This window comes from Marinactinospora rubrisoli (assembly GCF_042664915.1).
Lineage (GTDB): Bacteria > Actinomycetota > Actinomycetes > Streptosporangiales > Streptosporangiaceae > Marinitenerispora > Marinitenerispora rubrisoli.
In genome coordinates this window covers 1-26,413 of record NZ_JBHTBH010000005.1, presented here as the reverse complement: position 1 = coordinate 26,413, position 26,413 = coordinate 1, and the positions used below count along the sequence as shown (strand labels likewise).

The following is a 26,413-nucleotide window of genomic DNA, read 5'->3' as shown; positions in this document are numbered from 1 at the left end:
GGCGCTTCCGGCTCCGCCCACCCCGGCCCCGGAGCGCCGGGTCGGGTCAGCCGTCGCGTTCCGCGCGGCGGTCGGCGGCCGGGTACAGCCCGAGTGCGCCGTCGAGTGCGAACGGGGAGCGCGGCCAGAGGACGACGATACCGGCCAGTGCCGCGAACCCGATGTCGCGCACGATGTCCAGGCCGTACTGGGTCTCGCCCGCGGCGACCGGCCCGCCGGTGCCGAAGCAGCCGCAGTCGATGGTGAGCCCGCGCGCCCACGCCGAGATGATCCCCGCGATGAACACCACCATCAGGGCTCCCGATACCAGGCCGACGTAGCGGGTGGCCAGACCGGCGAGCAGCAGCAGCGCCAGCGCGATCTCGAAGAACGGCAGCGTGTAGCCGATGAACTGGTTCACCGGTTCCGGGAAGAGCTGGTAGGCCTCCACGGCCTGCACGGACAGCGCCGGGGCGCCGAGCTTGCTCGCGCCGGCGTAGCCCAGCACGCCGGCGAGGCCGAGCCGCGCGGCCAGGGATACCCACGGCTGGGCCGCGGCCCACCCGGACGGCCGGACGCCGCCGGTGGTACCGGGCGGCTGCTGTGCTTCGATGTCCGTCGACATGGCTTCCCCGAGACGCTGAGAGGGTGATGAGAGCCGCGCCGCGCCGGCCGACGTGGGTGCGGGCCGCCGACCGCCCGGTCGCACTCCCCAGCTTACTCTGCGTCGCGGAGCGGCGACGCCGAGTCGCTGGACCGTCCGCGCACCTCGGCACACGGACGTCTGTCACTCTAGTCGGCGGCTCGTCGGCGGGCCCTGGCCGGGGCGGGACGGCGGACCGAACTCTCACCGGATTCTCACCTGGGAACCGGCCCCGGAACTCAGTGCCGGCCTCCGAGAACACCGGAGCCGCCGCGCCCCGGAAGGGCGCGGCGCCTCCGGTGGCCGCGGCGAGTTCAGCCGGCCGAGCGCACGCCCGCCGCCAGCTCTTCGGCGAAGCCGCGCACGGCCGCCAGCCCGCTCGCCAGGTCGGGGGCGTCGAGCACTCGCTGGCAGAAGCCGGCGCCGACGATGACGCCGTCGGCGTAGCCCGCCACCTCGGCCGCCTGCGCCCCGGTGGAGATCCCGAGGCCGACGCAGACCGGCAGCCCGCTGGCGGCGGTGACCGACCGGGTGCGGGTGACCAGCTTCTCCGCGGTGTCGGCCACCTGGGCACGGGTTCCGGTGACGCCCATGAGGGAGGCGGCGTAGACGAAGCCGCGGCAGGCGCCGGTGGTGAGTTTCATCCGCTCGTCGGTGGACGACGGGGCGACGAGGAAGATCCGGTCGAGGCCGGCGGCGTCGCTGGCGGTCAGCCAGTCGCCGGCCTCTTCCGGAAGCAGGTCCGGGGTGATGACGCCCGATCCGCCGGCGGCGGCGAGGTCGGCGGCGAACCGGTCGACCCCGTACCGGTCGATCGGGTTCCAGTACGACATGACCAGGGCGGCGGCGCCGGTGGCGGCGGTCGCCTCGACGACCCGGAGCACGTCACGGGGGGTGGTTCCGGCGGCCAGCGCCTGGTCGGCGGCCCGCTGGATGGTGGGGCCGTCCATGGTGGGGTCGGAGTAGGGCAGCCCGACCTCGATGACGTCGCAGCCGCCCGCGACCATGGCCTGGACGACCTTGATGGAGGAGTCGACGTCGGGGAAACCGGCGGGCAGGTAGCCGACGAGCGCCGCGCGGCCGGCGGCCCTGGTCTCGGCGAGCCTGGTCTGCAGGGCGGTGCTCACGACTGGGCCCCCTCGTTCGCGACGTCGCCGCTGTCCACAAGTCCGAAGTAGCGGGCCGCGGTGTCGACGTCCTTGTCGCCGCGCCCGGAGAGGCTGACGAGCACGACGGCCTCGGGGCCGAGCCGCTCACCGATCCGGCGGGCGCCGGCGAGCGCGTGAGCGCTCTCGATCGCCGGGATGATCCCCTCGGTGCGGCAGAGCAGCCGGAACGCCTCCATGGCCTCGGCGTCGGTGACGGCCTCGTAGGTCGCCCGGCCGGTGTCGGCCAGCCACGCGTGCTCGGGGCCGACCGCCGGGTAGTCCAGTCCGGCGGAGATGGAGTGGCTCGGCACCGTCTGGCCGTACTCGTCCTGGAGCACGTAGGTGCGCGCGCCCTGGAAGACGCCGGGGCTGCCGCCGGTGATGGACGCGGCGTGCCGGCCGGTCTCCACCCCGTCGCCCCCGGCCTCGAACCCGTACAGCCGGACCTCGCTGTCGGGGATGAAGGCGGCGAAGATGCCGATGGCGTTGGATCCGCCGCCGACGCAGGCGGCGACGGCGTCCGGCAGCCGGCCGGTGAGTTCGCGGACCTGCTCGCGGGCTTCGGCACCGATCACGTGGTGCAGGTCGCGCACCATGACCGGGAACGGGTGCGGTCCGGCGACGGTGCCGAGCAGGTAGTGGGTGCGGTCGACGTTGGCCACCCAGTCGCGGAACGCCTCGTTGACGGCGTCCTTGAGGGTGCGGCTGCCGATGGTGACGGGGACGACCTCGGCACCGAGCATGCGCATCCGCGCGACGTTGAGCGCCTGGCGGCGGGTGTCCTCCTCGCCCATGTAGACGACGCACTCCAGGCCGAGCAGCGCGCAGGCGGTGGCCGTGGCGACACCGTGCTGGCCCGCCCCGGTCTCGGCGATGACGCGGGTCTTGCCCATCCGCCGGGTGAGCAGCGCCTGGCCGAGCACGTTGTTGATCTTGTGCGAGCCGGTGTGGTTGAGGTCCTCGCGCTTGAGCAGGATCCGGGCGCCGCCGGCGTGCCGGCTGAAGTTGCGCGCCTCGGTGATCGGGCTCGGCCGGCCGGTGTAGCTGCTGAGCAGTTCACCGAGTTCGGCCTGGAACTCCGGGTCCTCCTTGGCCTTGGCCCATTCGGTGGCCACCTCGTCGAGGGCGGCGACGAGGGCTTCGGGGCTGAACCGGCCGCCGTAGCGGCCGTAGTGCCCGGTTCCGTCCGGCTGGCCGGCTTCGGGGCGTGCTGTGGTCATGTGACGTTCTCCCGACCGCACGCCGGTATGGGGTGCGGTCAATCGCGTTCGGGGAACGTACCGGGCTCGCGGCGGGACCGCGGTCAGGCCGGCACGTGGACGGGCGGCGGGGACGGGAGCCCGCGGGTGCGGACTCCCCCGCGCCATCGACGCGGGCGGGGGAACCGGCGGGCGGCGGGCGTGGCCATGCTCAGTGCCGGTCCCGCAGGGCCGGGTGGGCTCCGGCGGTGACGAGGTCGGCCACCGCGTCGCGCGGGTTGCGGCCGACGACGAGGCTCTCCCCCACCAGGACCGCGTCGGCGCCGGCGCCGGCGTAGGCCAGCAGGTCGTGCGGGCCGCGGACGCCGGACTCGGCGATCTTGATCCGGTCGTCGGGGATCAGCGGCGCGAGCCGCGCGAACGTGCCCCGGTCGACCTGCAGGGTCTTGAGGTCGCGGGCGTTGACGCCGATGACGGTGGCGCCCGCCGCGACGGCGCGCTCGACCTCCTCCTCGGTGTGCACCTCGACCAGCGGGGTGAGACCGAGGGACTCGGCGCGTTCGACGAGGGAGATGAGGGCGTCCTGCGGCAGAGCGGCGACGATCAGCAGGACGGCGTCGGCGCCGTGCAGCCGCGCCTCCCAGAGCTGGTAGGCGCTGACCACGAAGTCCTTGCGCAGCAGCGGCGTCTCCACGGCGGCGCGCACCGCGGCGAGGTCGGCGAGGCTGCCGCCGAACCGGCGCCGCTCGGTCAGCACACTGATCAGGCAGGCTCCGCCGTCGGCGTAGTCACGGGCCAGGGCGGCGGGGTCGGCGATGGCGGCGAGCGCGCCCTTGGACGGGCTGGAGCGCTTCACCTCAGCGATGACCTGCACGCCGGGGCCGCGCAGGGCGGCGACCACGTCCTTGGGCCACGGGACCGTCGCGGCCTGTTCCTTGAGCCGCTCCAGAGGAGTGGCGGCCTGCCGATCGGCGAGATCGGCGCGTACTCCGTCGAGAATCTCGTCGAGCACGCTCACGTGAGACTGCCCCCTCCGTTGGCGATTCCGGTGGACGCCGCGGACGCGGCGGCGTCGGCGGCGCGGACACCTCCGGAGCACGGGATCTCCGGTGAACAGGGTGTTCCGCTGCCCGTCCTGTGGCCACGATCGTACCGACCCGTGCCGACGGACCGGTCACCGCCTCCTCGAACACCGCCGGAGGCGGCGCCCTCCGGTCGGGCGGCGGGTCCACGTTAGCCGGTCGGGACTCCCCCCGGTGCCAGAAACGCGGCGAAAGGCAGGTTGCGCAGCACCCAGAAGGCGAGGATGACCACGAGCAGCGTCCACAGCCAGAAGGGGTGGACCGGCCGGGGCGGGCGCGCGGTGGGGCGGAAGGAGCGGTACAGCCACCGCAGATAGGCCACGCCCATGATGGGGATCATGACGAGGGTCAGGATGTTCATCTGCGCCGCGCCGGCGATGTCGAGGTTGGTCAGCGCGTTGACGCAGCGCATGGTGCCGCAGCCCGGGCAGTAGGTGCCGGTCAGCGCCAGCCACGGGCAGGTGGGGTAGTGGCCCGGTTCGTGCGGGTCCACGAAGTGGACGAGCGTCGCCGCGGCGAGGCCCGCCGCGCCCAGCAGCAACGGCGCCGCCGCGGGATGCGGACGGCGCCGGAGCCGGCTGAGGAGCGCGTACGTACGCACGTCTTTAGTAGGTGGTGCTGTACGTGGTCGCGGAGGCGGCCATGATCACCACGAAGATGATGTAGATGACCCAGAAGACGATCTGGAGGATGAAGGCGATCAGGCTGATGATGCCGAAGATCTTCGCCTTGCTCGCCGCGTCCTCGGCGCCGGCGTAGTCGCCGATGCTCCACTTGCTCCCGACCTGGAGCGCGAAGATCAGGCCGATGATGCCGATGACGGTGCAGCCGAAGATCCCGAGGATGTTCTGCCACAGGTAGTTCTTCGGCTGCTCGGCCGGCGCTCCACCGCCCGGGTAGCCGCCGGGCTGGGGCGGGCCGTAGCCGCCGGGAGGAGGCCCGTAACCACCGGGGTTCTGCGGGCCGGAAGGAGGACCGTAGCTCATTGTTTGGTGTCTTCCTGACGACGAGGGTGTGAGAAGCGCGCCGCGCAAGAGGCGAACACCTGAGACGACCGCCAACATGGGTCAGGGTTGGAGAGCTGGGTGCTACACGCGTCGCGGGCAGACCGAAATCATGCCAGATTTTCCCGGCGAAGCCGACATCGACTTGGGGAAACCACCGACAACCGTACCGATCCACCCACGACGCGGGCCAGCCGGGCGAAGGACGTGATGGAGCCGTTACGTGGGCGCCGTCCTACTTGGCCGCCGCCGCGGGCTCCTTGGCGTCGCCGCCCTTCTTCTTCGCCGACTTCTCCGGGGCGGCCGACGCGGCTGCGGCGCGCTCGGCCTCCCACTCCGCACGGCTGGGCGGCGCGACCCGCGGGCTCTTGCGGCCGAGACCGGCCTTCTTCATCACGCCGGCGATCACGGCGCAGACGACGCTGCCCGCCAGGGCGACGACGGTCCAGGTGACGAGGTCCTTGCCGAGGATGATCGCGACGCCGGCGATGCTCCAGACCACGATCCAGGAGGCGGTCAGGAACCAGGCGGAGGGGGTGTTGCCGTGGTCGTCGTGGTGTGCGTCGGCCATCAACGCTCCTTCAGGTGTGCGTTATCGTCGGATGTCGTTCCCGAGCCGGGCGCCGGCGAGCCGGGCACCCCCGGGTCCGGTGCGGGGTCCGCGGTGGGGTCGGCGCCGGAGTCGAGAGACTTCCACAGGTCCGCGGGGTGGTCGGAGCGGTCCGTGCGCGCGGCGCTGTGGCGATCGTACCGGCTGCTCATGGCGGGCCACGCGGGACCCCGGACCACCGCGAACAGCCCGGCGGCGGTGAGCAGCAGTCCGGCGGCCAGCGCGACCCACGGCCACACCGGGTCCGGGGCGAGCCCACCGGCCTCCCCGGCGGCGGTGGCCTGCCGTTCGGCCAGCCGGACCAGGTGACCGGGCCGGGTCCCCCGCCAGACGTCGATGACGGCGACGGCGCCGAACACCGCCACCAGCAGCCCGGCGGCGCGGCGGGTCCAGCCGCGGGTGGCCACTAGCGCGGCCACCGCGGCCAGACTGACCCAGCCCATTGCCGCGGCGGTGGGGCTCACCTGCCCGGCGGCCAGTTCGACCGGTGCCGGCGCGACCGGGCCGGGCAGCGTGATCTGCCCGCGCGCCCAGGTCTGCGACGTGGCGGCGAGCAGCGCGGCGGCCCCGACGGCGGTGGCGAGCAGCGCCAGGGTGTACTCGCGGCGCGCGCGGTCCGCGGCGCGGGGCCGGGCGTGTTCGGTGACGTCGGGGCCGCTCACCGGGCGGCCCCGTCGCCCAGCGGCAGGCGGCCGGAGTCGAAGCAGGTGCGGTCCCCGGTGTGACAGGCGACACCGGTCTGGTCCACGCGCACCAGCAGCGTGTCGCCGTCGCAGTCCAGTGCGACCGAGACCACGCGCTGCAGGTTGCCGGAGGTGGCGCCCTTGACCCAGTACTCGCCGCGGCTGCGCGACCAGTAGGTGGCGTGCCCGGAGGTGAGGGTGCGGGCGAGCGCCTCGTCGTCCATCCACGCGAGCATGAGCACCTCGCCGGTGTCGTGCTGCTGCACGATGGCCGGCACCAGGCCGTCGGGGGTGCGCTTCAGCCGGGCCGCGATGTCGGGGGCGAGGATCTGCTGGGAGTCGCCGGGTGGGCTCACGCTCATGATCCCACCCTAAGACCGTCCCGGCGGTGGGCGCGGTGGGGCCCCGCGCGCGGCGCGGCGGGAGGCCCGGAACCGCGAGCCGGGCGCTCCTTCGCTGGTCGCGCCGGGTCCTCCCGGCGCGACGCGTCCCGCATCTCCGGAATGTCCTAGAGTCGGACCGGCTTTTCCCCGGAGGAGCAGGAGATCCGTGACCGCCCAGCGACTCGCCGCCGACCTCGCCGGCAAACCCGCCGCGCTGACCGAACTCGCCAACCACCTGGCGCGCCGCGACCCGTTCGCGGCGCTGCCCTCGCTCGTCGACGACGAGCCGGCGACCGTGCTGTTCCTCGGCCTGGGCGCGGCTCGGCACGCCTGCGAGGCGGCGGCGGCCCGGCTGCGCAGCGTGGGGCTGGGCGCCACCGCGGAGTTCTCCTCGGTGGCGGAGACGGTGCCCGCGGGCCCGGACACCCTGGTGGTGGCGGTCTCGCTCGGCGGCGGGCAACTGGAACTGTGCACGGCGCTGGACCGCTACGTCGAGCGCTCCCCCGTCATCGTCCTCACCAACGATCCCGACGCCCCGGTGTCCCGCTACGCCGACGTGCTCGTCCCCCTGCTGGCCGGTGACGAGACGAGCGGGCTGGCGTGCCGCCAGTACCAGCACGCGCTGGCGCTGCTGCTGCTCCTGGCGTACCGGCTGGGGGCGATGCCGCCGGGCGGCATCGCCGACCTGTCGGTCACGCTGCGCCGGGTGGCCAACGCGAGCGCGGAGCTGCTGGAGCGGGCGCGCGAGTGGCTGCCGCCGGCCGCCGCGGCCCTGGAGGGCGGCACGGGCGGCGTGCACTTCGTCGCACCGGCCGAGCGGCTGGCCTCCGCCGGGCAGGCGGCACAGGCGGTCCGGCTGGGCCCGGTACGGAGCGCGCACACCGCCGAGACCGGGGAGTGGTCGCACAGCGACCGGTACCTGGCCGCCGTGGAGGACTATCGGGCGGTGCTGTTCGCCGGGTCGCACTACGACGAGCGGGTCGCCGAGCAGCTGCTTCAATTGCGCGGCCGGTTCGTCGCCGTGGGCGGCGACGTGCCCGGAGCGTCGGCGACGTTGCGCTACCTCGGCGACGGCGACGCCGACGTCAGTCTGCTCACCGAACCGCTGGTCGGTGAGCTGCTGGCGGCGCACTGGTGGTCCCGCCGGCGCGGATGAGCGGCGGGCCGGCGCACCGGCCCGCCCCCGCGCTCCCGCGCCGCGGTGGGGGCGGCCGCCGTCAGGCGGAGCTGCGCACCCACGACGCGTGCAGGTCGGCGTACACGCCCGGCCGCGCGACGAGCTCGGCGTGCGTGCCGCGCTGGGCGATGCCGCCGGAGTCGAACACCAGCACCTCGTCGGCCGCCTCGGCGGTGGACAGCCGGTGCGCGATGGTGACCGATGTCCGGCCGCTGGTGAGCCGGTCCAGCGCGCGCTGGATGCGCACCTCGGTGTCGGGGTCGACGGCCGAGGTCGCCTCGTCCAGCACGAGCAGGTCCGGGTCCGCGATGTAGGCGCGCACCAGTGCGACGAGCTGCCGCTCGCCCGCGGACAGCGACTCACCGCGCTGGCCGACCGGGGTGTCCAGGCCGTGCGCCAGTCCGGCCAGCCAGTCGGCGAGGCCGAGTTCGGCCACCGCCGCCTCCAATTCGGCGTCGGTGGCCTCTGGCCGGGCGAACCGGATGTTGTCCCCCAGCGAGCTGTCGAAGAGGAACCCCTCCTGGGGGACCATCACGACCCGGCGGCGCAGCGAGGCGAACGCCACCCGGCGCAGGTCCACGCCGTCCAGCAGCACGGTGCCCTCCGTGGGGTCCATGAGCCGGGTGAGCAGTTTCACGAACGTGGTCTTGCCGGATCCGGTCTCGCCGACGACGGCGATCCGGGTGCCGGCGCGGATCTCCTCGCTGACCCCGGTGAGGACGGGCGGGCCGCCGGGGTAGGCGTAGCCGACGTCGCGGAAGACGACGCCGACCGGTCCGCGCGGCAGCTCGTGTCCGTCGGGGCCGGGGTCGGCGATGTCCGGCACGGTGTCCAGGACGCCGAGCACCCGCCGCCAGCCCGCGATGGCGTTCTGCGCCTCGTTGAAGATCTCGGTGGCCAGCATCATCGGGGAGACGAAGAGCTGGACCAGGAAGAGGAACGCGACGAGCTGTCCGGCGGTGATGTCGCCGTCGATCCCCAGCAGCACGCCGGCCACCACGACCGCGGCGTTGGCGATGGCGGCGACCAGCTCGGAGAACGGCGAGACGGCCATGGAGAGCCGCTGTGCCCGCACCTGCGCCCGCCGGGTGGCGAGCACGGTCTCGTCGATGCGCCGGCCGGTGCGCTCCTCGGTGGCGTGCGCCCGGATGACGGCGGCGCCGACGACGGTCTCCCCGATGGCGCCCAGCATGTCGCCGGTGCGTTCGCGCACCTTGAGGTAGGCGCGCGACAGCAGGCCCTGCAGCCACCGCACGCCGAACAGCAGCGGGAGGAAGCAGACCCAGACGAGGACGGTGAGCTGCCAGGAGTAGACGGCCATGAGCACGGTGGCGATGAGGAGCTGGCCGGAGCTCACGATGAGGAGCAGGCCGCCCCACTGCATGAAGGCGCTGATCTGGTCGACGTCGGAGGTGACGCGGGAGACCAGCGCGCCCTTGCGCTCGCTGTTCTGGGTGAGGACGGACAGGTCGTGCACGTGCCGGAACGCCTTGCGGCGCAGCGTGGCCAGCCCGGACTCGGTGGCACGGTACAGCCGCACGTTCATCAGGTAGGAACAGATCGCGGTGATGACGATGAGGACCGCGCACAGCGCGACCGCGCGGGTCACGAACGCCATGTCGGGCTGGCCGCTGCCGGGCACCAGCCCGTTATCGGTGATCTGCTGCACGGCGATGGGGGCGATGACCTTGCCCGCGGTGGCGATGACCGCGAACAGCAGGGTCAGCCACAGGCCGTGCGCGAACTCCGGGGAGAGCGCGAGCCCGCGGCGGATGGTGGTGAGGGCGGAGTCGGCGGACCGCCGCAGGGCGGGTCCGCCGGTCCCGGCGCCGGGGTCGGCGGAGGTGGCGGCGCGTTGGTCGCGGTCGTCGCGGGTGCGGGTGACGGCGCTCATCCGAGCAGCTCCTGAGGGTCGGCGGTCTCCTGGTGTCCGGTGCGGCCATCGGCGGCGGCCCGGTCGGCCGCGCGCTCCTCGGCGGCGCGCTCGTAGGCGGTGACGAGGCGCCGGTAGCCGGGCGAGCGCTCCAGGAGTTCGGGGTGCGTGCCGCGGTCGGTGACGACGCCGCGTTCCAGGAACACGACTTCGTCGGCGAGTTCGATGGTGGCCCGGCGGTAGGCGACCACGATGACGGTGCAGTCGAGCTCGGTGTCGCGCAGACCGGCCAGGATCTGCGCCTCGACCTGCGGGTCGACCGCCGAGGTGGCGTCGTCGAGGATGAGCAGCCTGGGCCGGCGCACGACCGCGCGGGCCAGTGCGAGGCGCTGGCGCTGCCCGCCGGAGAGCGTGGTGCCGCGCTCGCCGATCCGGGTGTCGAGGCCGTCGGGCATGGCGGCGACGAAGGAGTCGGCCCGGGCGAGGCGCAGCGCCGCCCAGACCCGCTCGTCGGGGATATCGGCGCCGAGCGTGATGTTCCCGCGCACGGTGTCCTCGAACACGAAGGTGGTCTGCGGGACGAGGGCGGCGTGCCGGGCGATCTCGCCGCGCCGGAGCTCGCGCAGGTCGACGCCGTCGTAGCCGACGGTGCCGTCGTCGGGGTCGACGAGACGCATCAGCAGGGTGGCGAGGGTGGATTTGCCGGAGCCGGTGGGGCCGACGACGGCGACGGTGCTCCCGGGGATGACGTCGAGGTCGACGCCGCGCAGCACGGTGGTGCGCGGCGCGTCCGCGGGGTCGGTGTCGGCGAGGTCGCGGCCGCTTGCGGCCTGGGCCGGTCCGGCCGAGCCGTCCGGGTCCTTGGCCCGGAAGGCGTCGGCGTAGGAGAAGCGCACGCCACGAGTGGTGACCCCGAGGCCGCCGGTGCCGGACAGGGCCGCGTCGCCGTAGGAGGTGCCGCCTTCGCTCCGGAGCACGGCCTGCACCCGGTTCCAGCCCACGACGCTGCGCGGCAGGTCGCCGAACAGCCAGCCGAGCGAGCGGATGGGCATCGCGAGGAGGGTGAACAGGTAGGCGATCTGCACGAGGTCCCCGGCGGCGATCGCGCCGCCCTCGATGCGCCACATACCGATGACGAGGACGGCGAGCACGCCGAGGTTGGGCAGCCCGTCCATGATCGGGTCGAACAGGCCGCGCAGCCGGCCGACCTGGATCTGGGCGTCGCGCAGTCGGTGCGCGGCGGAGGTGAACCGCTCGGTCTCGGTGTCCTCCCGGCCGAGCGCCTTCACCACGAGGGCGCCGTCGAAGGATTCGTGGGCGACCTCGCTCACCTCGGCGCGCAGCGCCTGGGCGCGGGTGGCCAGCGGCGAGACCTGGCGCTGGTAGACGTAGGTGACGACGCCGAGGACGGGGAACACCACGAACCCGACGAGGGCGAGCACCGGGTCGGTGAGCAGCATCGCGACCGCGGCCACCACGAGCATGAAGACGCTGCCGATGACCATGGGCAGCGGGGCGAGCGGCGACCAGGCGGCCTCGACGTCGGCGTTGGCGTTGGACAGCAACTGGCCGGTGGGGTGCCGGTGGTGCCAGGACAGCGGGAGCTGGAGGTACTTGCGCGCCACGGAGCGGCGGTAGCGGGCCTGCATGCGGAACTGCATGAGGCCGGCGTACAGCCGGCGGGCGGCGAGTCCCAGGCCCTTGAGCACGCCGACACCGACGAGCAGCGCCGCGGCGGTGGCCAGCGCCGCCGTGGTCGTTCGTCCCTCGGCGAAGGCGGGCAGGATGACGGTGTCGGTGACGTGCCCGAGGACCGTCGCCGAGCCGACGGTCACACCGGCGTGCAGGCCGGCTCCGAGGGCGGCGACGGCGAACACGGCCGGTTCGGTGCGGATGGCCACCCACAGCACCCACATGCCGCGGCGGAACACCGGAGAGTCACGGGAGTCGACGTTGGGTCGTTCGGTCGTTACCCCCGGTGACATGCGTATCCCCCAGCATCCTTGACGGGCCCTGAACACGACGGTGGCCGCCCGTGGAAGAGCGGCACACTCGATCAACGCTACTGCGACGATCGCCGCGAAGCGTAGTGATTTAATCAGCGTTGGGAGAACGCCGACTATTCCGGCATGACCCGATCCGGATCGCCGCCGCCGCTGGCCGGAGGCGGCCAGGACCTGCCGGCGGCGGGCGCTTTCGGCGAGTGGTTCTGGCGTCCGGTGAGAGTCCGGCCCTGCGGAGCGGGCCGCCGCGATCGGGGCGTGCAGGCCGGCAAGGGAAGGGAACCGGCTGCTGGCACGGCACCGTGGGGATTCCGGCTCCACCTTGGTGGGGTACGGCCGGTCCCGCCCATGGTGCGGCTCCGGCCCGGCCGGATGGGCCGTCAACGGTCACCGCCGCTCCCGACTCGCGCTGCCGCCGGGGGCTGGGCCTGTTCCTGGTGCGCCCCTCCTTCGAGCGGGAACGGCCCTCGCCCCTGTGGTGAGGTCACCTACGGCCACCGGCCGCCGAAGGACCCGCTCGTCTAGCGGACCGCGTAGCCCCGCGCGCGCAGTTCGGCCTTGACGTCGGCGATGGTGAACTCGCCGAAGTGGAACACCGACGCGGCCAGGACGGCGTCCGCCCCGGCGTCGACGGCCGGCGGGAAGTGCTCGACCCGGCCGGCGCCGCCGCTGGCGATGAGCGGGACGTCGACGGCCGCCCGCACGGCCCGGATCAGCTCCAGGTCGAATCCGGCCCGGGTGCCGTCGGCGTCCATGGAGTTGAGCAGGATCTCGCCGCAGCCGAGTTCGGCGGCGCGACCGGCCCACTCCACGGCGTCGATGCCGGTTCCACGCCGGCCGCCGTGCGTGGTGACCTCGAAGCCGCTCGGGGTCGCGGTGCCGTCGGTGACCCGGCGGACGTCGGCCGAGAGCACCAGCACCTGGCGGCCGAAGCGGTGCGCGATCTCCGCGATGAGCTCGGGGCGGGCGATCGCCGCGGTGTTCACGCCGACCTTGTCGGCGCCGGCGCGCAGCAGCCGGTCGACGTCGTCGGTGGTGCGCACCCCGCCGCCGACGGTGAGCGGGATGAACACCTGCTCGGCGGTGCGCCGGACGACGTCGTAGGTGGTGGCGCGGTCGGCGCTGGACGCGGTGACGTCGAGGAAGGTCAGCTCGTCGGCGCCCTCGCCGTCGTAGCGGTCCGCCAGCTCCACCGGGTCGCCGGCGTCGCGCAGGTTCTGGAAGTTGACGCCCTTGACCACCCGGCCGGCGTCGACGTCCAGGCACGGGATGACACGGATCGCGACGCTCACCGGCCGCCTCCTTCCTCCGGGGCCCGCCCGGTGCGCACCGGCGGCCTCACGCGCGCACCGCCGCGAGCGCGTCCTGCAGGGTGAACGCGCCCTCGTAGAGCGCCGTGCCCATGATCGCACCCTCGACGCCCTCGGGCACGAGCGTGGCGATGGCCCGCAGGTCGTCCAGGCTGGACACGCCGCCGCTGGCGACCACGGGCCGGTCGGTGCGGGCGCAGACGCTGCGGAGCAGGTCGAGGTTGGGGCCGTTGAGCGTGCCGTCCTTGTTGACGTCGGTGACGACGTAGCGGGCGCAGCCCTCGGCCTCCAGGCGCTCCAGCGTGCTGAACAGGTCGCCGCCATCGCGGGTCCAGCCGCGCGCCGCCAGCGTGTCACCGCGCACGTCGAGGCCGATGGCGACGCGGTCGCCGTGCTCGGCGATGATCTTGGCGCACCACTCCGGGTTCTCCAGGGCGGCGGTGCCGATGTTCACCCGCCGGCAGCCGGTGGCCAGGGCGGCGGCCAGCGACTCGTCGTCGCGGATGCCGCCGGACAGCTCCACCTTGACGTCCAGTTCGCCGACGATGCGGGCCAGCAGGTCGCGGTTGTGGCCGCGGCCGAAGGCGGCGTCGAGGTCGACGAGGTGGATCCACTCGGCTCCGGCGTTCTGCCAGCCGAGGGCCGCCTGAACGGGGTCGCCGTACCGCCCCCCGGAACCGGCGCGGCCCTGCACCAGCTGGACGGCCTGGCCGCCGGCGACGTCGACGGCGGGGAGGAGTTCGAGTGTGGACGACATGCGATCTGGGCCTTATCCGTTGAGTGGTGTGGAACGGCGGAGGCGGGGCGGCGCCGGGCGCGGGAGCGCCGTCAGAGCGTGCCGACCCAGTTGGCGAGCAGCCGGGCGCCGGCGTCGCCGGACTTCTCCGGGTGGAACTGGGTGGCCCACAGCGGGCCGTTCTCCACGGCGGCGACGAACGGCGCGCCGTGCCGGGACCAGGTGACCAGCGGCGCCGCGATGTGCGGGTCGGTGGCCGTGAGCTCCCAGTTCAGCACACCGTAGGAGTGCACGAAGTAGAAGCGCTCCCCGGGGTCGACGCCGGCGAACAGCCGGGAGCCCTCGGCGATGTCGAGGGTGTTCCACCCCATGTGCGGGACGATCGGGGCGGACAGCCGTTCGACGGTGCCGGGCCACTCGCCGCAGCCTTCGGTGCGCACCCCGTGCTCGACACCGTGCTCGAACAGGATCTGCATGCCGACGCAGATCCCGAGGACCGGACGCCCGCCGGCCAGCCGTTTGCCGATGACGCGGTCGCCGCCGACGGAGCGCAGCCCCTTCATGCAGGCGGCGAACGCGCCGACGCCGGGGACGAGGAGGCCGTCGGCCTCCAGGGCCGCGTGCGGGTCGCCGGTGACGGTGACGTCGGCGCCGGCCCGCTGGACGGCCCGCTCGGCCGAGCGCAGGTTGCCCGATCCGTAGTCGAGGATGACGACGCGTGGTCGCACGGTGGGTCGTGCCTTTCGGTGTGTCGGGTGGCCGGGTCAGGGTGCCCGGCGCGGCCGGGGTGGTCGGGTCACAGGTAGCCGAGGCGCAGCACGCCGGAGGCCACGGCGAGCGCCGCGCAGCCGGCGAGCAGCACGGACATGACCCTGCTCGTCTTCCACAGGGCGATGGTCCCGCCGGCCAGCAGTCCCCCGAGGGCGACGAGCAGCAGCGGCCAGAGGTCGTCCATCTATAGTGCGCCCTTGGTCGACGGTACGCCGGAGACGCGCGGGTCGCGTTCGCTGGCGAAGCGCAGCGCGCGGGCGAACGCCTTGAACTGGCACTCCACGATGTGGTGGGCGTTGCGGCCGTAGGGGACGTGGATGTGCAGCGCCACGCGGGCCTGTGCGACGAACGACTCGAAGATGTGCCGGGTCATCGTGGTGTCGTAGTCGCGGCCGATGACGGGGGCCATGTTCTCCGGTTCGGAGTGCACCAGGTAGGGGCGGCCGGACAGGTCCACGGTGACCTCGGCGAGCGCCTCGTCGAGGGGCACCTTGGCGTCGGCGAAGCGGCGGATGCCGGCCTTGTCGCCGAGCGCCTCGCGGAACGCCGCGCCCAGCGCCAGGGCGGTGTCCTCCATGGTGTGGTGGGAGTCGATGTGCAGGTCGCCCTCGGTGCGGACCGTGAGGTCGAACAGCCCGTGCTTGGCGAGCTGGTCCAGCATGTGGTCGTAGAAGCCCACGCCGGTGGAGATGTCGGCGACGCCGGTGCCGTCGAGGTCGATCTCGACGAGGACCTTGGTCTCCTTGGTGGTGCGTTCGACGCGTCCGGTACGGCTCATGTCGGTTCGGGTTCTCCTGGTGTCGGGATGTGGGCGCGGTCAGGCACGGCCGGTGGCGGCGAGCAGCGCGGTGCGGAAGTGCGCCATCTCCTCGGGCGTGCCGATGGTGACGCGCAGCCATCCGGGCGGGCCGACCTCGCGGATCAGCACACCTTGGTCGAGCATCGCCTGCCAGACGGCGGTGCGGTCGGTGAACTCGCCGAACAGGACGAAGTTGGCGTCGGAGTCGGCGACCCGGAACCCGTGCTCGCGCAGCCAGTCGACGAGCGCGTCACGGTCGGCCCGCAACTGCTTCACGGCGCCGAGGAGCTCGTCGGCGAACTCCAGGGCGGTGCCGGCCACCACCTGGGTGACGGCCGAGAGGTGGTAGGGCAGCCGGACCAGCTGGAGGGCGTCGACGACCGCCGGGTGCGCCGCGAGGTAGCCGACCCGCGTGCCGGCCATGGCGAACGCCTTGGACATGGTGCGGACGACGATGAGCCGCGGGTGCGTGGGCAGCAGGGAGAGCGCGCTGGGGGTGCCCTCGCGACGGAACTCGGCGTAGGCCTCGTCGACCACAACGACGCCGGGCGCGGTCGCCGCGACGGCCTCCACGGTCTCCAGGGACAGCGCGGTGCCGGTGGGGTTGTTCGGCGAGGTGAGGAAGACGACGTCCGGCCGGTGCACGGCGATGGCGACCCGGGCGGCCTCGACGTCGATGTCGAAGTCGCGGGTGCGCGGGACCGGCGTCCAGGTGGTGCCGGTGACGTGCGTGATGATGGGGTGCATGGAGTAGGAGGGTTCGAACCCCATGGCGGTGCGGCCGGGGCCGCCGAAGGCCTGCAGGATCTGCTGCAGCACCTCGTTGGACCCGTTGGCCGCCCAGACCTGGCGGACGTCGAGCCCGTGGCCGAGGTACTCGGCCAGTCCGGCGCGCAGCCGCACGGCATCGCGGTCGGGGTACCGGTTCAGGCCGGAGGCGACGCCGGCGACGGCCCGGCCGAGGGCCTCGGCGAGCCGCGGCGACGGCGGGTACGGGTTCTCGTTGGTGTTCAGCGCGACCGGGACCGCCAGTTGCGGCGCGCCGTAGGGGCTGCGGCCACGCAGGTCGTCGCGGATGGGCAGGTCGTCCAGGCCGATCTCGTTCACGCGTTCTCCCCTCGCCCGACGCGGGCGGTGACGGCCTCGCCGTGGGCGGGCAGGTCCTCGGCCTCGGCGAGGGCCACCACGTGGTGGGCGACCCCGGCGAGGGCGTCACGGTCGTAGTCGACGACGTGGATGCCGCGCAGGAACGACTGGACGCTGAGCCCGGAGGAGTGGCAGGCGCAGCCGCCGGTGGGCAGCACGTGGTTGGATCCGGCGCAGTAGTCGCCGAGGGAGACCGGGGCGTAGGCGCCGACGAACACGGCCCCGGCGTTGCGGACCCGCGCGGCCACGCCGCGGGGGTCGGCGGTGATGATCTCGACGTGTTCGGCGGCGTAGGCGTTGAGCGCGGCGAGGCCGTGGTCGAGGTCGTCGACGAGCACGATGCCGGACTGCGGGCCGGACAGCGCCTCGGTGATGCGCTCGCTGTGCTTGGTGGCCGCGACCCGGGGGGCGAGTTCGGCCTCGACCCGGTCGGCGAGCTCTTCGGAGGCGGTGATGAGCACCGCGGCGGCGACGACGTCGTGTTCGGCCTGGCTGATGAGGTCGGCGGCGACGTGGCCGGGGTCGGCGGTGTCGTCGGCGAGCACGGCGATCTCGGTCGGCCCGGCCTCGGAGTCGATGCCGATGACGCCCCGGAGCAGCCGCTTGGCGGCCGCGACCCAGATGTTGCCGGGGCCGGTGACCATGTCGGCGCGGGCGCAGTCGCCGGCGCCGTAGGCGAACATGGCGATGGCCTGGGCGCCGCCGACCGCGTACACCTCGTGCACGCCGAGCAGCGCGCAGGCGGCCAGGATGGTGGGGTGCGGCAGCCCGCCGAACTCCGCCTGCGGCGGCGAGGCCACGGCCAGCGAGGGCACCCCGGCCTCCTGGGCGGGGACGACGTTCATCACGACGCTGGACGGGTAGACCGCACGGCCGCCGGGCACGTAGAGACCCACGCGGTCGACCGGTACCCAGCGCTCGGTGACGGTCCCGCCGGGCACCAACTGGGTGGTGGTGTCGGTGCGGCGCTGGTCGTGGTGCACCAGGCGGGCGCGGCGGATCGACTCCTCCAGGGCCGCGCGCACGGCCGGGTCCAGCCCGGCGAGCGCGGAGTCGATGGCCTCTCGCGGGACGCGGATGTCGGTGAGCCGCACGCCGTCGAATCTCTCGGTCAGGCCGACCAGCGCCGCGACGCCGCGATGGCGGACGTCCTCGCAGATGGGGCGGACCTGCTGCGCCGCGGCCTCGACGTCCATGGCGGCGCGCGGCAGCAGGTCGCGCGGGTCGGCCGGGTTGCCTCGGAGATCGATACGGGAGATCACGATGCTCATTCTAGGGGCCGACGGCCCCGCTCCCACCTGGTACGAGGGACGTGGCGGCGCTGGGTCCGCGCTGTGCCGCCGGGCGGGCGCGGCAGCGGGCCGGGGTTTTAGGGAAGCCTCACCATAAATGCCGCGAACAAGTGTCACCTAACTTTGGGACGCCTTACCTCAGCGAAATTCGAATAGGCTTTCCTTAGTGGCTGAAGTTACCGTTTCCTTAATGGCTTCGCCGTAATTCGTGCGCTATTGTCGAATCATGACTTCGACGAGCGAGACCCTGACACACGGCCTTTCCAAGTTCCACCGGCTCCTCGTGGACCAGATCCGCCACGAGTTCACCGCCTCGCAGCAGTACATCGCGATCGCGGCGTGGTTCGACGACCGCGACCTGCCGCAACTCGCCCGCGTCTTCTACCGGCAGTCGTTGGAGGAGCGCGACCACGCGATGATGATCGTGCGTTTCCTCATCGACGAGGGCGTGCCGGTGGCGATTCCGGGCACCGGGGAAATCCAGAACTCGTTCGACGCTCCGCGCGATCTGGTGGCGCTCGCGCTGCGCCAGGAGCGCGAGGTGACCGAGCAGTTCCATCTGCTCGCCCGCGCGGCCCGCGAGGAGAACGACTACACCGGTGAGCAGTTCCTCAACTGGTTCCTGAAGGAGCAGACCGAGGAGGTGGCGAAGATGTCCACGCTGCTGGCCGTCGTGGACCGCAGCAAGGGCAACCTCTTCGATGTCGAGACGTTCGTCGCCCGCGACATGCCCGACACGACGGGCGGCGACCCCACCGCTCCGGCCACGGCCGGCCCGGCGCTGACGGTCTGACCGGCCGCCCCGGCCGCGGCGTCCGCGGCGGGCGCCGGGACGGTGCGGCCGGCCCGGCCCGCTCGGTCATCGGGGCGTGCGCCGGGCCGGACGCGACCGGCGGGCCGCCTGGCCGCCAGGTCCTGGACGGCCGTCGGCCTGTGGGCATACTTGTGCAATGCCCCACCGGCTGCCGCTCTTCCCGCTCGGGTCCGTGCTGTTCCCCGGCCTGAGCCTGCCCCTGCGCGTCTTCGAGGATCGCTACCGGCACCTCATGACCGACCTGCTGGCACTGCCGGCGGACGAGCCGCGCAGATTCGGCATCATCGGCATCGAACTCGGCCACGAGGTGGGGGCCTCGTCGGCGCACCAGCTCTCCGAGGTGGGCTGCCTTGCGGAGGTGCGGACGGTCCGCCGGCACGAGGACGGCCGTTACGACGTGATCGTGGAGGGCGCGGAGCGGTTCCGGGTCGACGCTTTCGTGGACCCCGACTCCGACCATCCCTACCTGCGCGCCGCCACCACACCGCTGCCGGACGAACCGGGGCCCGGCGCCGAGCGGCAGGCCGAGCGGGTCGGCCGCCTGTTCGCCCGGTACTGCGAACGCCTCACCGCAATCGGCATGCCCGCCGCGCCGCCCGGCGACTTCCCCACCGACCCGCTGGCCCTCTCCTACGCCGTCGCCGCCGCACTGGTCGCCGACCAGGCGGAGAAGCAGCACCTGCTGGAGGCCGAGCACGCCGCCGCCCGGCTCGGCCTGACGGCCGACCTGCTCCGCCGGGAGATCCGCGTCATCGGCGCGCTGCCCACCCTGCCGGCGGGGCCGTTCCTGCGGCGGGACATCAACCTGAACTGAGCGCCCGCGCCAGGGCCGGTGCCTGTCATGAGCGGGCGTGGCCGATCGCCCTCGGGCGACGCCGGTCTCACGCGGGGCGCCACCGCGTCCGCGGTGAGCCGGGCGGAGCTCACCGCTCCGGAACGGCGGCCGCCCGGGCGGGACCGGGACGCCCCGGTTCCGCGGTCACGTGCCTGCCCAGCGCGGCGCCCGCGCGTACAAACGGAAGCGTCGTGATCCGGGGCTCGCCCGGCACGGTGACCGCCGCCGCGAGCGCTCTCCTCCCGCAGTCGACGAGCCGTCCATGGCGTCCCGTCCGGCGTCCGGCACCCGCCGACCGCCCGGCTCGGCCGGTTCAGGGCCGGCGCGCACTCGCCGGGCCGCATGGCCCGCGGCACCGGAGAGTGCCGTGACCGCGCGCCGTCCGCCATCGCGGCGGCGAACGCCGATCACGCTCGTCCACGGATCGGCGGACCGAGGGTGGCGGGAGTGGCGGCGCAGCGGCACACTCGTTCTCACGCGATCGAGCCGGGCGGGCCGCCGACTCCGGACGCGGGGAACCCGCCCCCTGCGCCGGGTGGCGGCCCGTGCGGCGCGTCCCCGACCCCCGAAGGACCCGCCATGCCGCCCAGCCTCCTGTTCCCCGCCGCAGCCGTGCTGCTGGTGCTGTTACTCGCCGTTCCGCTGAGCGCTCCCGCCCGCCTGCGGCGCTCCCGGCGCCGTGCCCAAGCGGACCGGCCGGCACCCGGCCCCGCCGACCTGTCCCCCGAGCAGTTGGCGTTCCTGGCCGGCGGTCCCGAGCGGATGGCCCAGGTCGCACTGCTCCGGCTCTACCTCACGGGCCGGATCCGCCGGCAGCGCGGCGGGACGTTCACCGTCGTGGGCTCCGCCCGTTCCCGGCCCGCATCCGATGGGCCCATGGCGGGAGTCCTCCTGCGCATCATGCGAGGCCGTGTCACGACTCCGGCCGGACCGCTGATCAGACGGGCCGTGGCCGGGCGCAACCACCTGGCGGTGCAGAGCGAGCTCGGGCGGGCCGGTCTCCACATCGGTCCCCGGTGGGACCGGGCGCTGCGCGAGCACGCGAGCGCGACGATACTGGTCCGGCTGCTGGCCGTCGCCGGTGCCGGGGGCGTCGTCGCCACCCTGGTCTGGGCCGGGTCCTCCGGCACTCCGGCGGCCGACACGGGCCTGCTCACGAGCGGCGTGCTGCTCGCCGGTGGGGTGGTGCTGTCCGCGCTCGGCCGGGCGGTGGGCCGCCGGCGGAGCGGCGCCACAGCTGCCTGCGATGCGGTGCTGGCGCAGGCCCGCGCGTCCATCGACCGGTCCTTCCGGGAGGCGGCCACCGACGGTGATCGGCGCACCGCCCAGCTCCGATACGCCGCCCTGCAGGGCCTCACCCGTACGCGCGGCCGGCGGCGGCGGTCGTTCCACGGCGGCGGGGACACGTCCGTCGTTTCCGCGACCGACCACGGGGCGTCCACCGTGGCCGTCGGCGATCCCCGGGAGGAGGTGCACGGCTTCGCGGACCACTGCGCCACCTCGCCCGACTCCGGCTCCTGGGGCTTCGGCGGCGACTCGGGCGGCGGGAGCTGGGGCGGCGGGGACTCCGGCGGCGGTTGGGGTGGCGGAGACGGTGGCGGCGGTGGTGACGGAGGCGGGGGCGGCGGCGGTGGCGGCGGAGAATGAGCGCATGGATCTGACGCACCAGCGAGAAGGGACCGCAACGTGAGTGGGAAGGGAACGCCGGCCACCGTGGCCGCGACCCGGGCGAAGGCGGACTTCCGGCTGCACACCTACGAGGCGGCGGGCAACGGGGCCTCCTACGGTGAGGAGGCGGCCGACGCGCTCGGTGTACCGCACGAGCGGGTGTTCAAGACGCTGGTGGCCGCGGTCGACGGCACGTTGACCGTCGGGGTGGTGCCCGTGGCGGGCTCCCTGGATCTCAAGGCACTGGCGGCGGCGGTGGGCGGGAAGAAGGCCGCCATGGCCGACCCTCGGCTCGCCGAGCGCACCACCGGCTACGTCCGCGGCGGCATCAGCCCGCTCGGCCAGCGACGGCGGCTGCGCACCGTGGTCGATTCCTCCGCCACCGGTCACGCCACCGTCTACGTCTCCGCCGGCCGCCGCGGGCTGCAGATGGAGCTGGCCCCCACCGAACTGGTCGCCCTCACCGACGCGGTCGTCGCCCCCATCGCGGCACGGCCCTGACCGTACCGGGGTCGGCGCCGCGGGCGGCATGTCCGCGGCACCGGGAGTGGCAACCGGACCCCCGCCGGCGCGCCAACAGAATGTGACGGGCACCACCTCTTTCCTCGAACCGGGCCGCGGCCTACCGTGGATGCACCCGGCTCTCCCGGCGGGCCGCATGAGGGAGGCGTGATGGTGGAGGCGCTCGTGCTGGGCGCGGTGACCGGTTACGCCCTCGCCGCCGGCTGCCTCGTGCTGCTCGGGATCCGCCACGCGCGGATCCGGGCCTTGGCGCCGGCGCGCCCCGCGGTGGGCGCCGACGAACTCTCGGCGTACGAGCTCGCCGTGCTGGCGGCGGGCCCCGGCCGGATCGGCGAGGTGGCGCTGGCGGACCTCTACCTGGCGGGCCGGATCACCGCGTACGGCCGTGGCACGGTGGCCCGCCCTGCCACCGCACGGGCGGCGGAGCTGCCCGGTGACGTCTTTCCCCGGCTGCTGGACGCCCGGCTGCCGGACGGCGCCGCGACGCCCGCCGGACGGCTGGTGGCGGCGGTGGCCCGTGCGGACGCGGCGGCGGCACCGGTGCGGCGGTTGCGCCGGCTCGGCCTGCTGCTCGGCCCGCCCGCGGTGCCGACGTTGCGCGGCGTCCCGGCGGCGGTGCGGCTGGTGCACCTGCTCGCCGGCGGCATCGCGGCGGCGGGGGCGGGGCTGTCGCTGAGAGGGGAGGCGGGTTCCTCCGCGCCGCTGGACGAGCGGTCGCTCGCGTTCGGCGCGGCCGTGCTGTGCTGCGGAGCGGCGCTGGTGCCGGTCCGGCGCTGGATCGGCGGGGCGGTGGCGGCGGCCTCGGCCGCCCTCGCGATCGCGGCCGCCGGGGCGCTGTCGCTCGCGCCCGGCCCCGGCGTGCTGCTGGGGGCACCGCTGTTCGCCACGTGGGCCGCCGCGCAGGCCGTTCTCGCCGTCGGCGGACGGCCCGGGGCGCGGAGCCCGGCCGGCGACGTTCTCCTGGCCGAGAGCGCCGCGTCCACCGGGGAAACGCCCCGGGACACCGTCCTGCGGACGGTCGCCCTGCACGGCCTGGCCGCCCTGCGCCGCGACGCCGGTGGCCGGCGCGCCCCGTCTCCCCCGTCCGCCGAGCTCGCCGCCGCACGCAGCTTCGCGCTGGCCTGCGGCCGCCGGGTGAGCGCCCGAGGCCGCACCGCCGGCCGTTCGCTGTCCCTCGGCTCCTCCTCGTGGCGGGCACCCGCGGCCCGGCGCACCGACGAAGCCCGCCGTGATCCGGACGAAGGAGCGGCGGGCCGGTGACGGGTGGCCGGGCAGGTGCCGGACCCGGCCCGCGGCCGGGACCGCACGTCCGGCAGCGCTGAGCGACGCCATGGAGGTGTCCGGCCGGCCGCGGACGTGCCGGCCGACGGTCGCCGCCCCAGTGCGCACCTGCATCCCCGGGTCGCGGGCACACCGGTTCCCGCCGGGACTCGCCGCCGGGGCCGCTGGATCTCCTGCGGCCGAGCGGTTCCCGGCGTGTCAGAGGCCGATTCGGCTGGCGAAGGGCGCCCACGATCAGCGCGGGACGACGAGCCGGGACGCGCCGCACGGCGCACTGTCCATCAGGACGACCACGTTCTGCCTTCCGCCCGGTGGGCGCACGGACCCGCCCGGCCGCTGACCGACGCGCCGAACCGGTCGGCGTGGCCGTGGCCCGCGTACTCCTGGGATGCGGTCCCGGGCGACGGTGACCGCGCCCGGCCCCGGGCAGGATCGGCCGCCTCTCCCCGCGCCTGCCCGGCCGGTCCGGCCCGGCGGTGCCGGCCCGGTGTCGCGGACACGCTGGCCCGGATCGACGCGGCCGTACGCGCCGACCCGGGCGGCGAGCCGGCCCGCCGCATCCAGCAGACCAGCGGGATGGTGGCCGCCAAGGGCGGCGAGGACACCGCGCTGTACCGCTGCACCCGGTTCATCGCGCTGAACGAAGTGGGCGGCGCTCCGGAAAGGTTCGGCGTGCCGGTGGCGGAGTTCCACGCCCGCGCGGCCGAACGCGAGGCGTCCTGGCCGGGCGCGGCGGCTCGGGGGCGGTGAGGCGTGGCGGGTGGGGCGTGCGCCGCTTCATCTCTGGTCCGTCGTCGATCTCCACGTGGAGTGCAGTGTGGAGGGTGTCCAGGTCTTGCGTCACAACGCGATCGTGAACGCCCGCTCTGCATGCCCGGACACCCACCAGACATCGGAACAACTCGGCTAGCGGGCGTTACCGCCGGACCGATGACGGTGCCGCGGCCCGGCGGCTCAGCCCGTGGCGCCGTCCTCGGAACGCAGCACCGGCGGACGCGCGGGCGACGGTTCGGCGCCGTCCGCCGGATCGGCCCGGATCTCCTGCTCGGCCTGCGGTTCCCGCGCCTCCTCGTCCGGCAGGAACGGCAGGTCCCGCCGCCACATACTGATCGCGTCGAACAGGCCGTACTGGAGCACCGCGACGAACGGCCCCATCAGCAGGGCGCTGACCGAACGCACGTCCAGCGCGGCCGGCACGATGTCGCCGGGGGCCGCTTGCGCGAGCGCCTCCCGGGCGGTGGGGGCGTCCAGCAGGACACCGGTCCGCCAGGCGACCACGCCCGCCAGCGCCGTGCCGGCCGTGACACCGAGCAGCATGGCCAGCCGGAGGTCGACGCGGTGCCGGGCGGACCAGCGGTACTGGGCCAGGTAACCGGCGTACCCGCAGGCGAGGCCGGTGGCGGCCATCATGATCGCGAAGTGGCCCTCCGCGGCGAACAGCGCCTCCGACAGCGGGTACGGCAGCGGCTCGCCGTCCCGCGAGACGGTCATCTCGGCGCGCGGGGCCACCGCCCACCACAGCAGGCCCAGCGGAAGCCCGAGCGCGGTGACGATCCCCAACGCCGTCCCGCCCACGACGAAGTGTCGCCGCATCACAGGTCCGTTCTCCTCTCCGGCCTCGGTCCGCCGGCCGGCGGGTCGGGGCGTTCGGCGGACGGCCCCGGTCGGCACGCCGCCCAACGAACCGTACCGCCGTCGGCCGGTAAACCAGTGGTGCCCCCTGCCGAGCCCGGTCACAATTGCCGCCATGGCAGATACGTCGATCGATCCGCGCCGGGCTCCGCCGACCGCCGCCGACGAGCTGACCATGCTGTCGGCGTGGCTCGACTGGCATCGCGGCACGGTCCACCACAAGTGCGCCGGCCTGGACCCGGCGCTGGCCGGCCGCTCCCCGGTCGCCTCCTCGCCGCTGATGTCGGTGGGCGGGATCGTGGCGCACCTGCGGTGGGTGGAGCACTACTGGTTCGAGGTGGTGCTGCTCGGCCTGCCCGACCGGGGGCCCTACCACGCGGGCGATCCGGACGCCGAGTGGCGGATCGGCGCGGAAGGTCCGCTCCCCGCGCTGCTCGACGCCTACGCCGCGCAGTGCGCCCGGTCCCGGGAGATCACCGGGCGGCTGGAGCTCAACTCGGCGGCGCGGCGCCGGCCGGCCGGTGGGTCCCCGGTGACGCTGCGCTGGGTGCTCATGCACCTTCTGACGGAGACCGCCCGGCACAACGGGCACCTCGACATCGTCCGCGAGTCGGCGGACGGCGTCACCGGAGAGTGACCCGGACCGACGGGACCGACTCGCCCGGGCCGCGGGCCGCCGCCCCGTCTCGGGGCGGCGGGACCCGCGGCCCGCGGGTCAGTCGCCGCCGTCCCCGCCGCCCGGGCCGGTGCCCGTGTCGTCCTCGGCGAGGATGCGGTACAGCCCGCGCCGGGTCTCGGCCAGCAGCCGGGTCGCGCGCTCGACCTGGTCGGGGGTGCCCGACTGGACCACCTGCAGCACGGTGGCGGTCAACTGACTGGCCAGGTTGCCGAGTTCCGCGTACTCCTCGGGGGTGTCGGCGTACTGCTCGGCCGCCGCCTCCCAGGGAGGCGTCATCTCGTCGGCGTGCTCCTCCACGTAGCGCCGCCCCTCCTCGGTGAGTTCGAAGGGGCGGCGGCGTCCCTCCCGGGCCGTCTCGACCGGGTGCACGAGGCCCTCGTCCTCCAGTTGCTGCAGCATCGGGTAGACCGACCCCGGGCTGGGCCGCCATGCGCCGTGGCTGCGCTCTCGGCCCTCCCGGATGATCTCGTAGCCACTGCGCGGCTCCTCGGCCAGAAGCAGCAGGATGCCGGTGCGGACGTCGCCGCGCCGGGCACGCGGGCCGCGGGGCCGGTGCCAGGGTCCGTGGCCGCCGCCGAACGGGCCGCCTGGACCGGGCGGGTGCGGCATGCCCCATGGCATTCCCCACGGTCCTTCCGGCCGGGGCGGCGGAAAGCCTCCGCCGCCGTGGTGCCCACGGTGACCGTGGTGGCCACCGTGCCGGCCCCCGGGACCGGCCATCTCGGCCCAGGGCAGGCCGGGGCCCCCGGTCTCTGGTTCCGGGGGTTCCGGCGGTTCCACTGCGCGCGGCGGATACCAGCCTCTGCCGCGCGGTATGGCCCGGCCGACTCGTCCGCCCCAGTTCCAGGGCAGTGCCATCTCCATCGTCACGACACTCCTTCGATAGGTTGCATACTGTCGAGATAGTCAGACGATATATCGGCACACAATCGCCGTCAACACCTCCGCGGCCATGCGGCCCCGTCACCCACCCCCAGATACGCGAACGGGCCCGCCAACTCGTTCGAGTTGACGGGCCCTGACGGAGCGGCGAGCCGCCGAGCTTCCGGAGCCGCCGACACCCCTGGCGTAGCCCCTCTTCGTGTCGGCGGCGGAGGAAGGCGAGGCGGCGAGCGCGACCAGGAACACCGAGCGGCGAGCCGCC

The 26,413-nt window shown here is 74.4% G+C and carries 28 protein-coding genes; 8 read left to right on the top strand and 20 right to left on the bottom strand.

Going from position 1 to position 26,413, the window contains the following annotated elements; all coding sequences use genetic code 11:
- Positions 1–46: 46 nt before the first annotated feature.
- The 9 genes from ACFQRF_RS11470 to hisI form a co-directional block, all read right to left on the bottom strand.
- A complete protein-coding gene (locus ACFQRF_RS11470; RefSeq protein ID WP_379871027.1) occupies positions 47–604 on the bottom strand; it encodes a MauE/DoxX family redox-associated membrane protein in 558 nt (185 codons plus the stop codon).
- A gap of 332 nt (positions 605–936) precedes the next feature.
- Complete coding sequence (gene trpA / locus ACFQRF_RS11465; protein ID WP_379871026.1) at positions 937–1,749, bottom strand: tryptophan synthase subunit alpha; 813 nt, start codon at positions 1,747–1,749, stop codon at positions 937–939.
- Positions 1,746–2,990, bottom strand: coding sequence for a tryptophan synthase subunit beta (gene trpB / locus ACFQRF_RS11460; protein WP_379871025.1), 1,245 nt, complete (start codon positions 2,988–2,990; stop codon positions 1,746–1,748). Before trpB ends, trpA begins: the two co-directional genes overlap by 4 nt.
- A 190-nt stretch (positions 2,991–3,180) precedes the next feature.
- A complete protein-coding gene (gene trpC / locus ACFQRF_RS11455; protein WP_379871024.1) occupies positions 3,181–3,987 on the bottom strand; it encodes an indole-3-glycerol phosphate synthase TrpC in 807 nt (268 codons plus the stop codon).
- Positions 3,988–4,202: 215 nt separating this feature from the next.
- Positions 4,203–4,652 (bottom strand): DUF2752 domain-containing protein, encoded by a 450-nt coding sequence (locus ACFQRF_RS11450; RefSeq protein ID WP_379871023.1) that lies wholly within the window; start codon positions 4,650–4,652, stop codon positions 4,203–4,205.
- 4 nt (positions 4,653–4,656) lie between these two features.
- Positions 4,657–5,037, bottom strand: coding sequence for a CD225/dispanin family protein (locus ACFQRF_RS11445; RefSeq protein WP_379871022.1), 381 nt, complete (start codon positions 5,035–5,037; stop codon positions 4,657–4,659).
- 253 nt (positions 5,038–5,290) lie between these two features.
- The gene (locus ACFQRF_RS11440) at positions 5,291–5,626 is read right to left on the bottom strand and encodes an HGxxPAAW family protein (RefSeq protein WP_379871021.1); all 336 of its coding nucleotides are present in this window, start codon (positions 5,624–5,626) and stop codon (positions 5,291–5,293) included.
- Complete coding sequence (locus ACFQRF_RS11435) at positions 5,626–6,327, bottom strand: Trp biosynthesis-associated membrane protein (protein WP_379871020.1); 702 nt, start codon at positions 6,325–6,327, stop codon at positions 5,626–5,628. Before ACFQRF_RS11435 ends, ACFQRF_RS11440 begins: the two co-directional genes overlap by 1 nt.
- Positions 6,324–6,710, bottom strand: coding sequence for a phosphoribosyl-AMP cyclohydrolase (gene hisI / locus ACFQRF_RS11430; protein ID WP_379871019.1), 387 nt, complete (start codon positions 6,708–6,710; stop codon positions 6,324–6,326). Before hisI ends, ACFQRF_RS11435 begins: the two co-directional genes overlap by 4 nt.
- 187 nt (positions 6,711–6,897) lie before the next feature.
- Between hisI and ACFQRF_RS11425 the strand changes: the two genes are divergently transcribed.
- Positions 6,898–7,887, top strand: a complete 990-nt coding sequence (locus ACFQRF_RS11425) for an SIS domain-containing protein (RefSeq protein WP_379871018.1) — start codon at positions 6,898–6,900, stop codon at positions 7,885–7,887.
- A gap of 61 nt (positions 7,888–7,948) precedes the next feature.
- Here ACFQRF_RS11425 and ACFQRF_RS11420 read toward each other — a convergent pair whose 3' ends face one another.
- From ACFQRF_RS11420 to hisD, 9 genes are all read right to left on the bottom strand, one after another.
- Positions 7,949–9,802 carry an ABC transporter ATP-binding protein gene (locus ACFQRF_RS11420; RefSeq protein ID WP_379871017.1) on the bottom strand — a complete coding sequence of 618 codons (1,854 nt, stop codon included), beginning with the start codon at positions 9,800–9,802 and terminating at the stop codon, positions 7,949–7,951.
- Complete coding sequence (locus ACFQRF_RS11415) at positions 9,799–11,766, bottom strand: ABC transporter ATP-binding protein (protein WP_379871016.1); 1,968 nt, start codon at positions 11,764–11,766, stop codon at positions 9,799–9,801. Before ACFQRF_RS11415 ends, ACFQRF_RS11420 begins: the two co-directional genes overlap by 4 nt.
- 539 nt (positions 11,767–12,305) lie before the next feature.
- Positions 12,306–13,076, bottom strand: a complete 771-nt coding sequence (gene hisF, locus ACFQRF_RS11410; RefSeq protein ID WP_379871015.1) for an imidazole glycerol phosphate synthase subunit HisF — start codon at positions 13,074–13,076, stop codon at positions 12,306–12,308.
- Positions 13,077–13,122: 46 nt separating this feature from the next.
- Positions 13,123–13,851, bottom strand: a complete 729-nt coding sequence (gene priA / locus ACFQRF_RS11405) for a bifunctional 1-(5-phosphoribosyl)-5-((5-phosphoribosylamino)methylideneamino)imidazole-4-carboxamide isomerase/phosphoribosylanthranilate isomerase PriA (protein ID WP_379871014.1) — start codon at positions 13,849–13,851, stop codon at positions 13,123–13,125.
- A 71-nt stretch (positions 13,852–13,922) separates the two neighbouring features.
- Positions 13,923–14,558 carry an imidazole glycerol phosphate synthase subunit HisH gene (gene hisH, locus ACFQRF_RS11400; protein WP_379871013.1) on the bottom strand — a complete coding sequence of 212 codons (636 nt, stop codon included), beginning with the start codon at positions 14,556–14,558 and terminating at the stop codon, positions 13,923–13,925.
- Between the two features lie 68 nt (positions 14,559–14,626).
- The gene (locus tag ACFQRF_RS11395) at positions 14,627–14,785 is read right to left on the bottom strand and encodes a hypothetical protein (protein ID WP_379871012.1); all 159 of its coding nucleotides are present in this window, start codon (positions 14,783–14,785) and stop codon (positions 14,627–14,629) included.
- Positions 14,786–15,379, bottom strand: coding sequence for an imidazoleglycerol-phosphate dehydratase HisB (gene hisB, locus ACFQRF_RS11390; RefSeq protein WP_379871011.1), 594 nt, complete (start codon positions 15,377–15,379; stop codon positions 14,786–14,788).
- 39 nt (positions 15,380–15,418) lie between these two features.
- Positions 15,419–16,507 (bottom strand): histidinol-phosphate transaminase, encoded by a 1,089-nt coding sequence (locus tag ACFQRF_RS11385; protein ID WP_379871010.1) that lies wholly within the window; start codon positions 16,505–16,507, stop codon positions 15,419–15,421.
- Positions 16,504–17,817, bottom strand: a complete 1,314-nt coding sequence (gene hisD / locus ACFQRF_RS11380) for a histidinol dehydrogenase (RefSeq protein ID WP_379871009.1) — start codon at positions 17,815–17,817, stop codon at positions 16,504–16,506. The genes ACFQRF_RS11385 and hisD overlap by 4 nt, the downstream gene beginning before the upstream one ends.
- 247 nt (positions 17,818–18,064) lie before the next feature.
- Between hisD and ACFQRF_RS11375 the strand changes: the two genes are divergently transcribed.
- The 6 genes from ACFQRF_RS11375 (at position 18,065) to ACFQRF_RS11350 (ending at position 23,708) form a co-directional block, all read left to right on the top strand.
- Complete coding sequence (locus ACFQRF_RS11375) at positions 18,065–18,631, top strand: ferritin (protein WP_379871008.1); 567 nt, start codon at positions 18,065–18,067, stop codon at positions 18,629–18,631.
- A 157-nt stretch (positions 18,632–18,788) separates the two neighbouring features.
- On the top strand, positions 18,789–19,466 hold the full coding sequence (locus tag ACFQRF_RS11370; protein WP_379871007.1) for an LON peptidase substrate-binding domain-containing protein: 678 nt from the start codon (positions 18,789–18,791) through the stop codon (positions 19,464–19,466).
- Between the two features lie 600 nt (positions 19,467–20,066).
- Positions 20,067–21,134, top strand: a complete 1,068-nt coding sequence (locus ACFQRF_RS11365; RefSeq protein ID WP_379871006.1) for a TIGR04222 domain-containing membrane protein — start codon at positions 20,067–20,069, stop codon at positions 21,132–21,134.
- A 39-nt stretch (positions 21,135–21,173) separates the two neighbouring features.
- Positions 21,174–21,656, top strand: a complete 483-nt coding sequence (ybaK, locus tag ACFQRF_RS11360) for a Cys-tRNA(Pro) deacylase (RefSeq protein WP_379871005.1) — start codon at positions 21,174–21,176, stop codon at positions 21,654–21,656.
- Between the two features lie 171 nt (positions 21,657–21,827).
- Positions 21,828–22,937 carry a TIGR04222 domain-containing membrane protein gene (locus ACFQRF_RS11355; RefSeq protein WP_379871004.1) on the top strand — a complete coding sequence of 370 codons (1,110 nt, stop codon included), beginning with the start codon at positions 21,828–21,830 and terminating at the stop codon, positions 22,935–22,937.
- Positions 22,938–23,534: 597 nt separating this feature from the next.
- Positions 23,535–23,708, top strand: a complete 174-nt coding sequence (locus ACFQRF_RS11350; protein WP_379871003.1) for a hypothetical protein — start codon at positions 23,535–23,537, stop codon at positions 23,706–23,708.
- Positions 23,709–23,912: 204 nt separating this feature from the next.
- On the opposite strand, the gene ACFQRF_RS11345 is transcribed toward ACFQRF_RS11350, so the two are convergent.
- Positions 23,913–24,551, bottom strand: coding sequence for a hypothetical protein (locus tag ACFQRF_RS11345; RefSeq protein WP_379871384.1), 639 nt, complete (start codon positions 24,549–24,551; stop codon positions 23,913–23,915).
- 154 nt (positions 24,552–24,705) lie between these two features.
- Between ACFQRF_RS11345 and ACFQRF_RS11340 the strand changes: the two genes are divergently transcribed.
- Complete coding sequence (locus ACFQRF_RS11340) at positions 24,706–25,227, top strand: DinB family protein (RefSeq protein ID WP_379871002.1); 522 nt, start codon at positions 24,706–24,708, stop codon at positions 25,225–25,227.
- Between the two features lie 78 nt (positions 25,228–25,305).
- On the opposite strand, the gene ACFQRF_RS11335 is transcribed toward ACFQRF_RS11340, so the two are convergent.
- On the bottom strand, positions 25,306–25,890 hold the full coding sequence (locus tag ACFQRF_RS11335; protein ID WP_379871001.1) for a PadR family transcriptional regulator: 585 nt from the start codon (positions 25,888–25,890) through the stop codon (positions 25,306–25,308).
- Positions 25,891–26,413 lie beyond the last annotated feature (523 nt).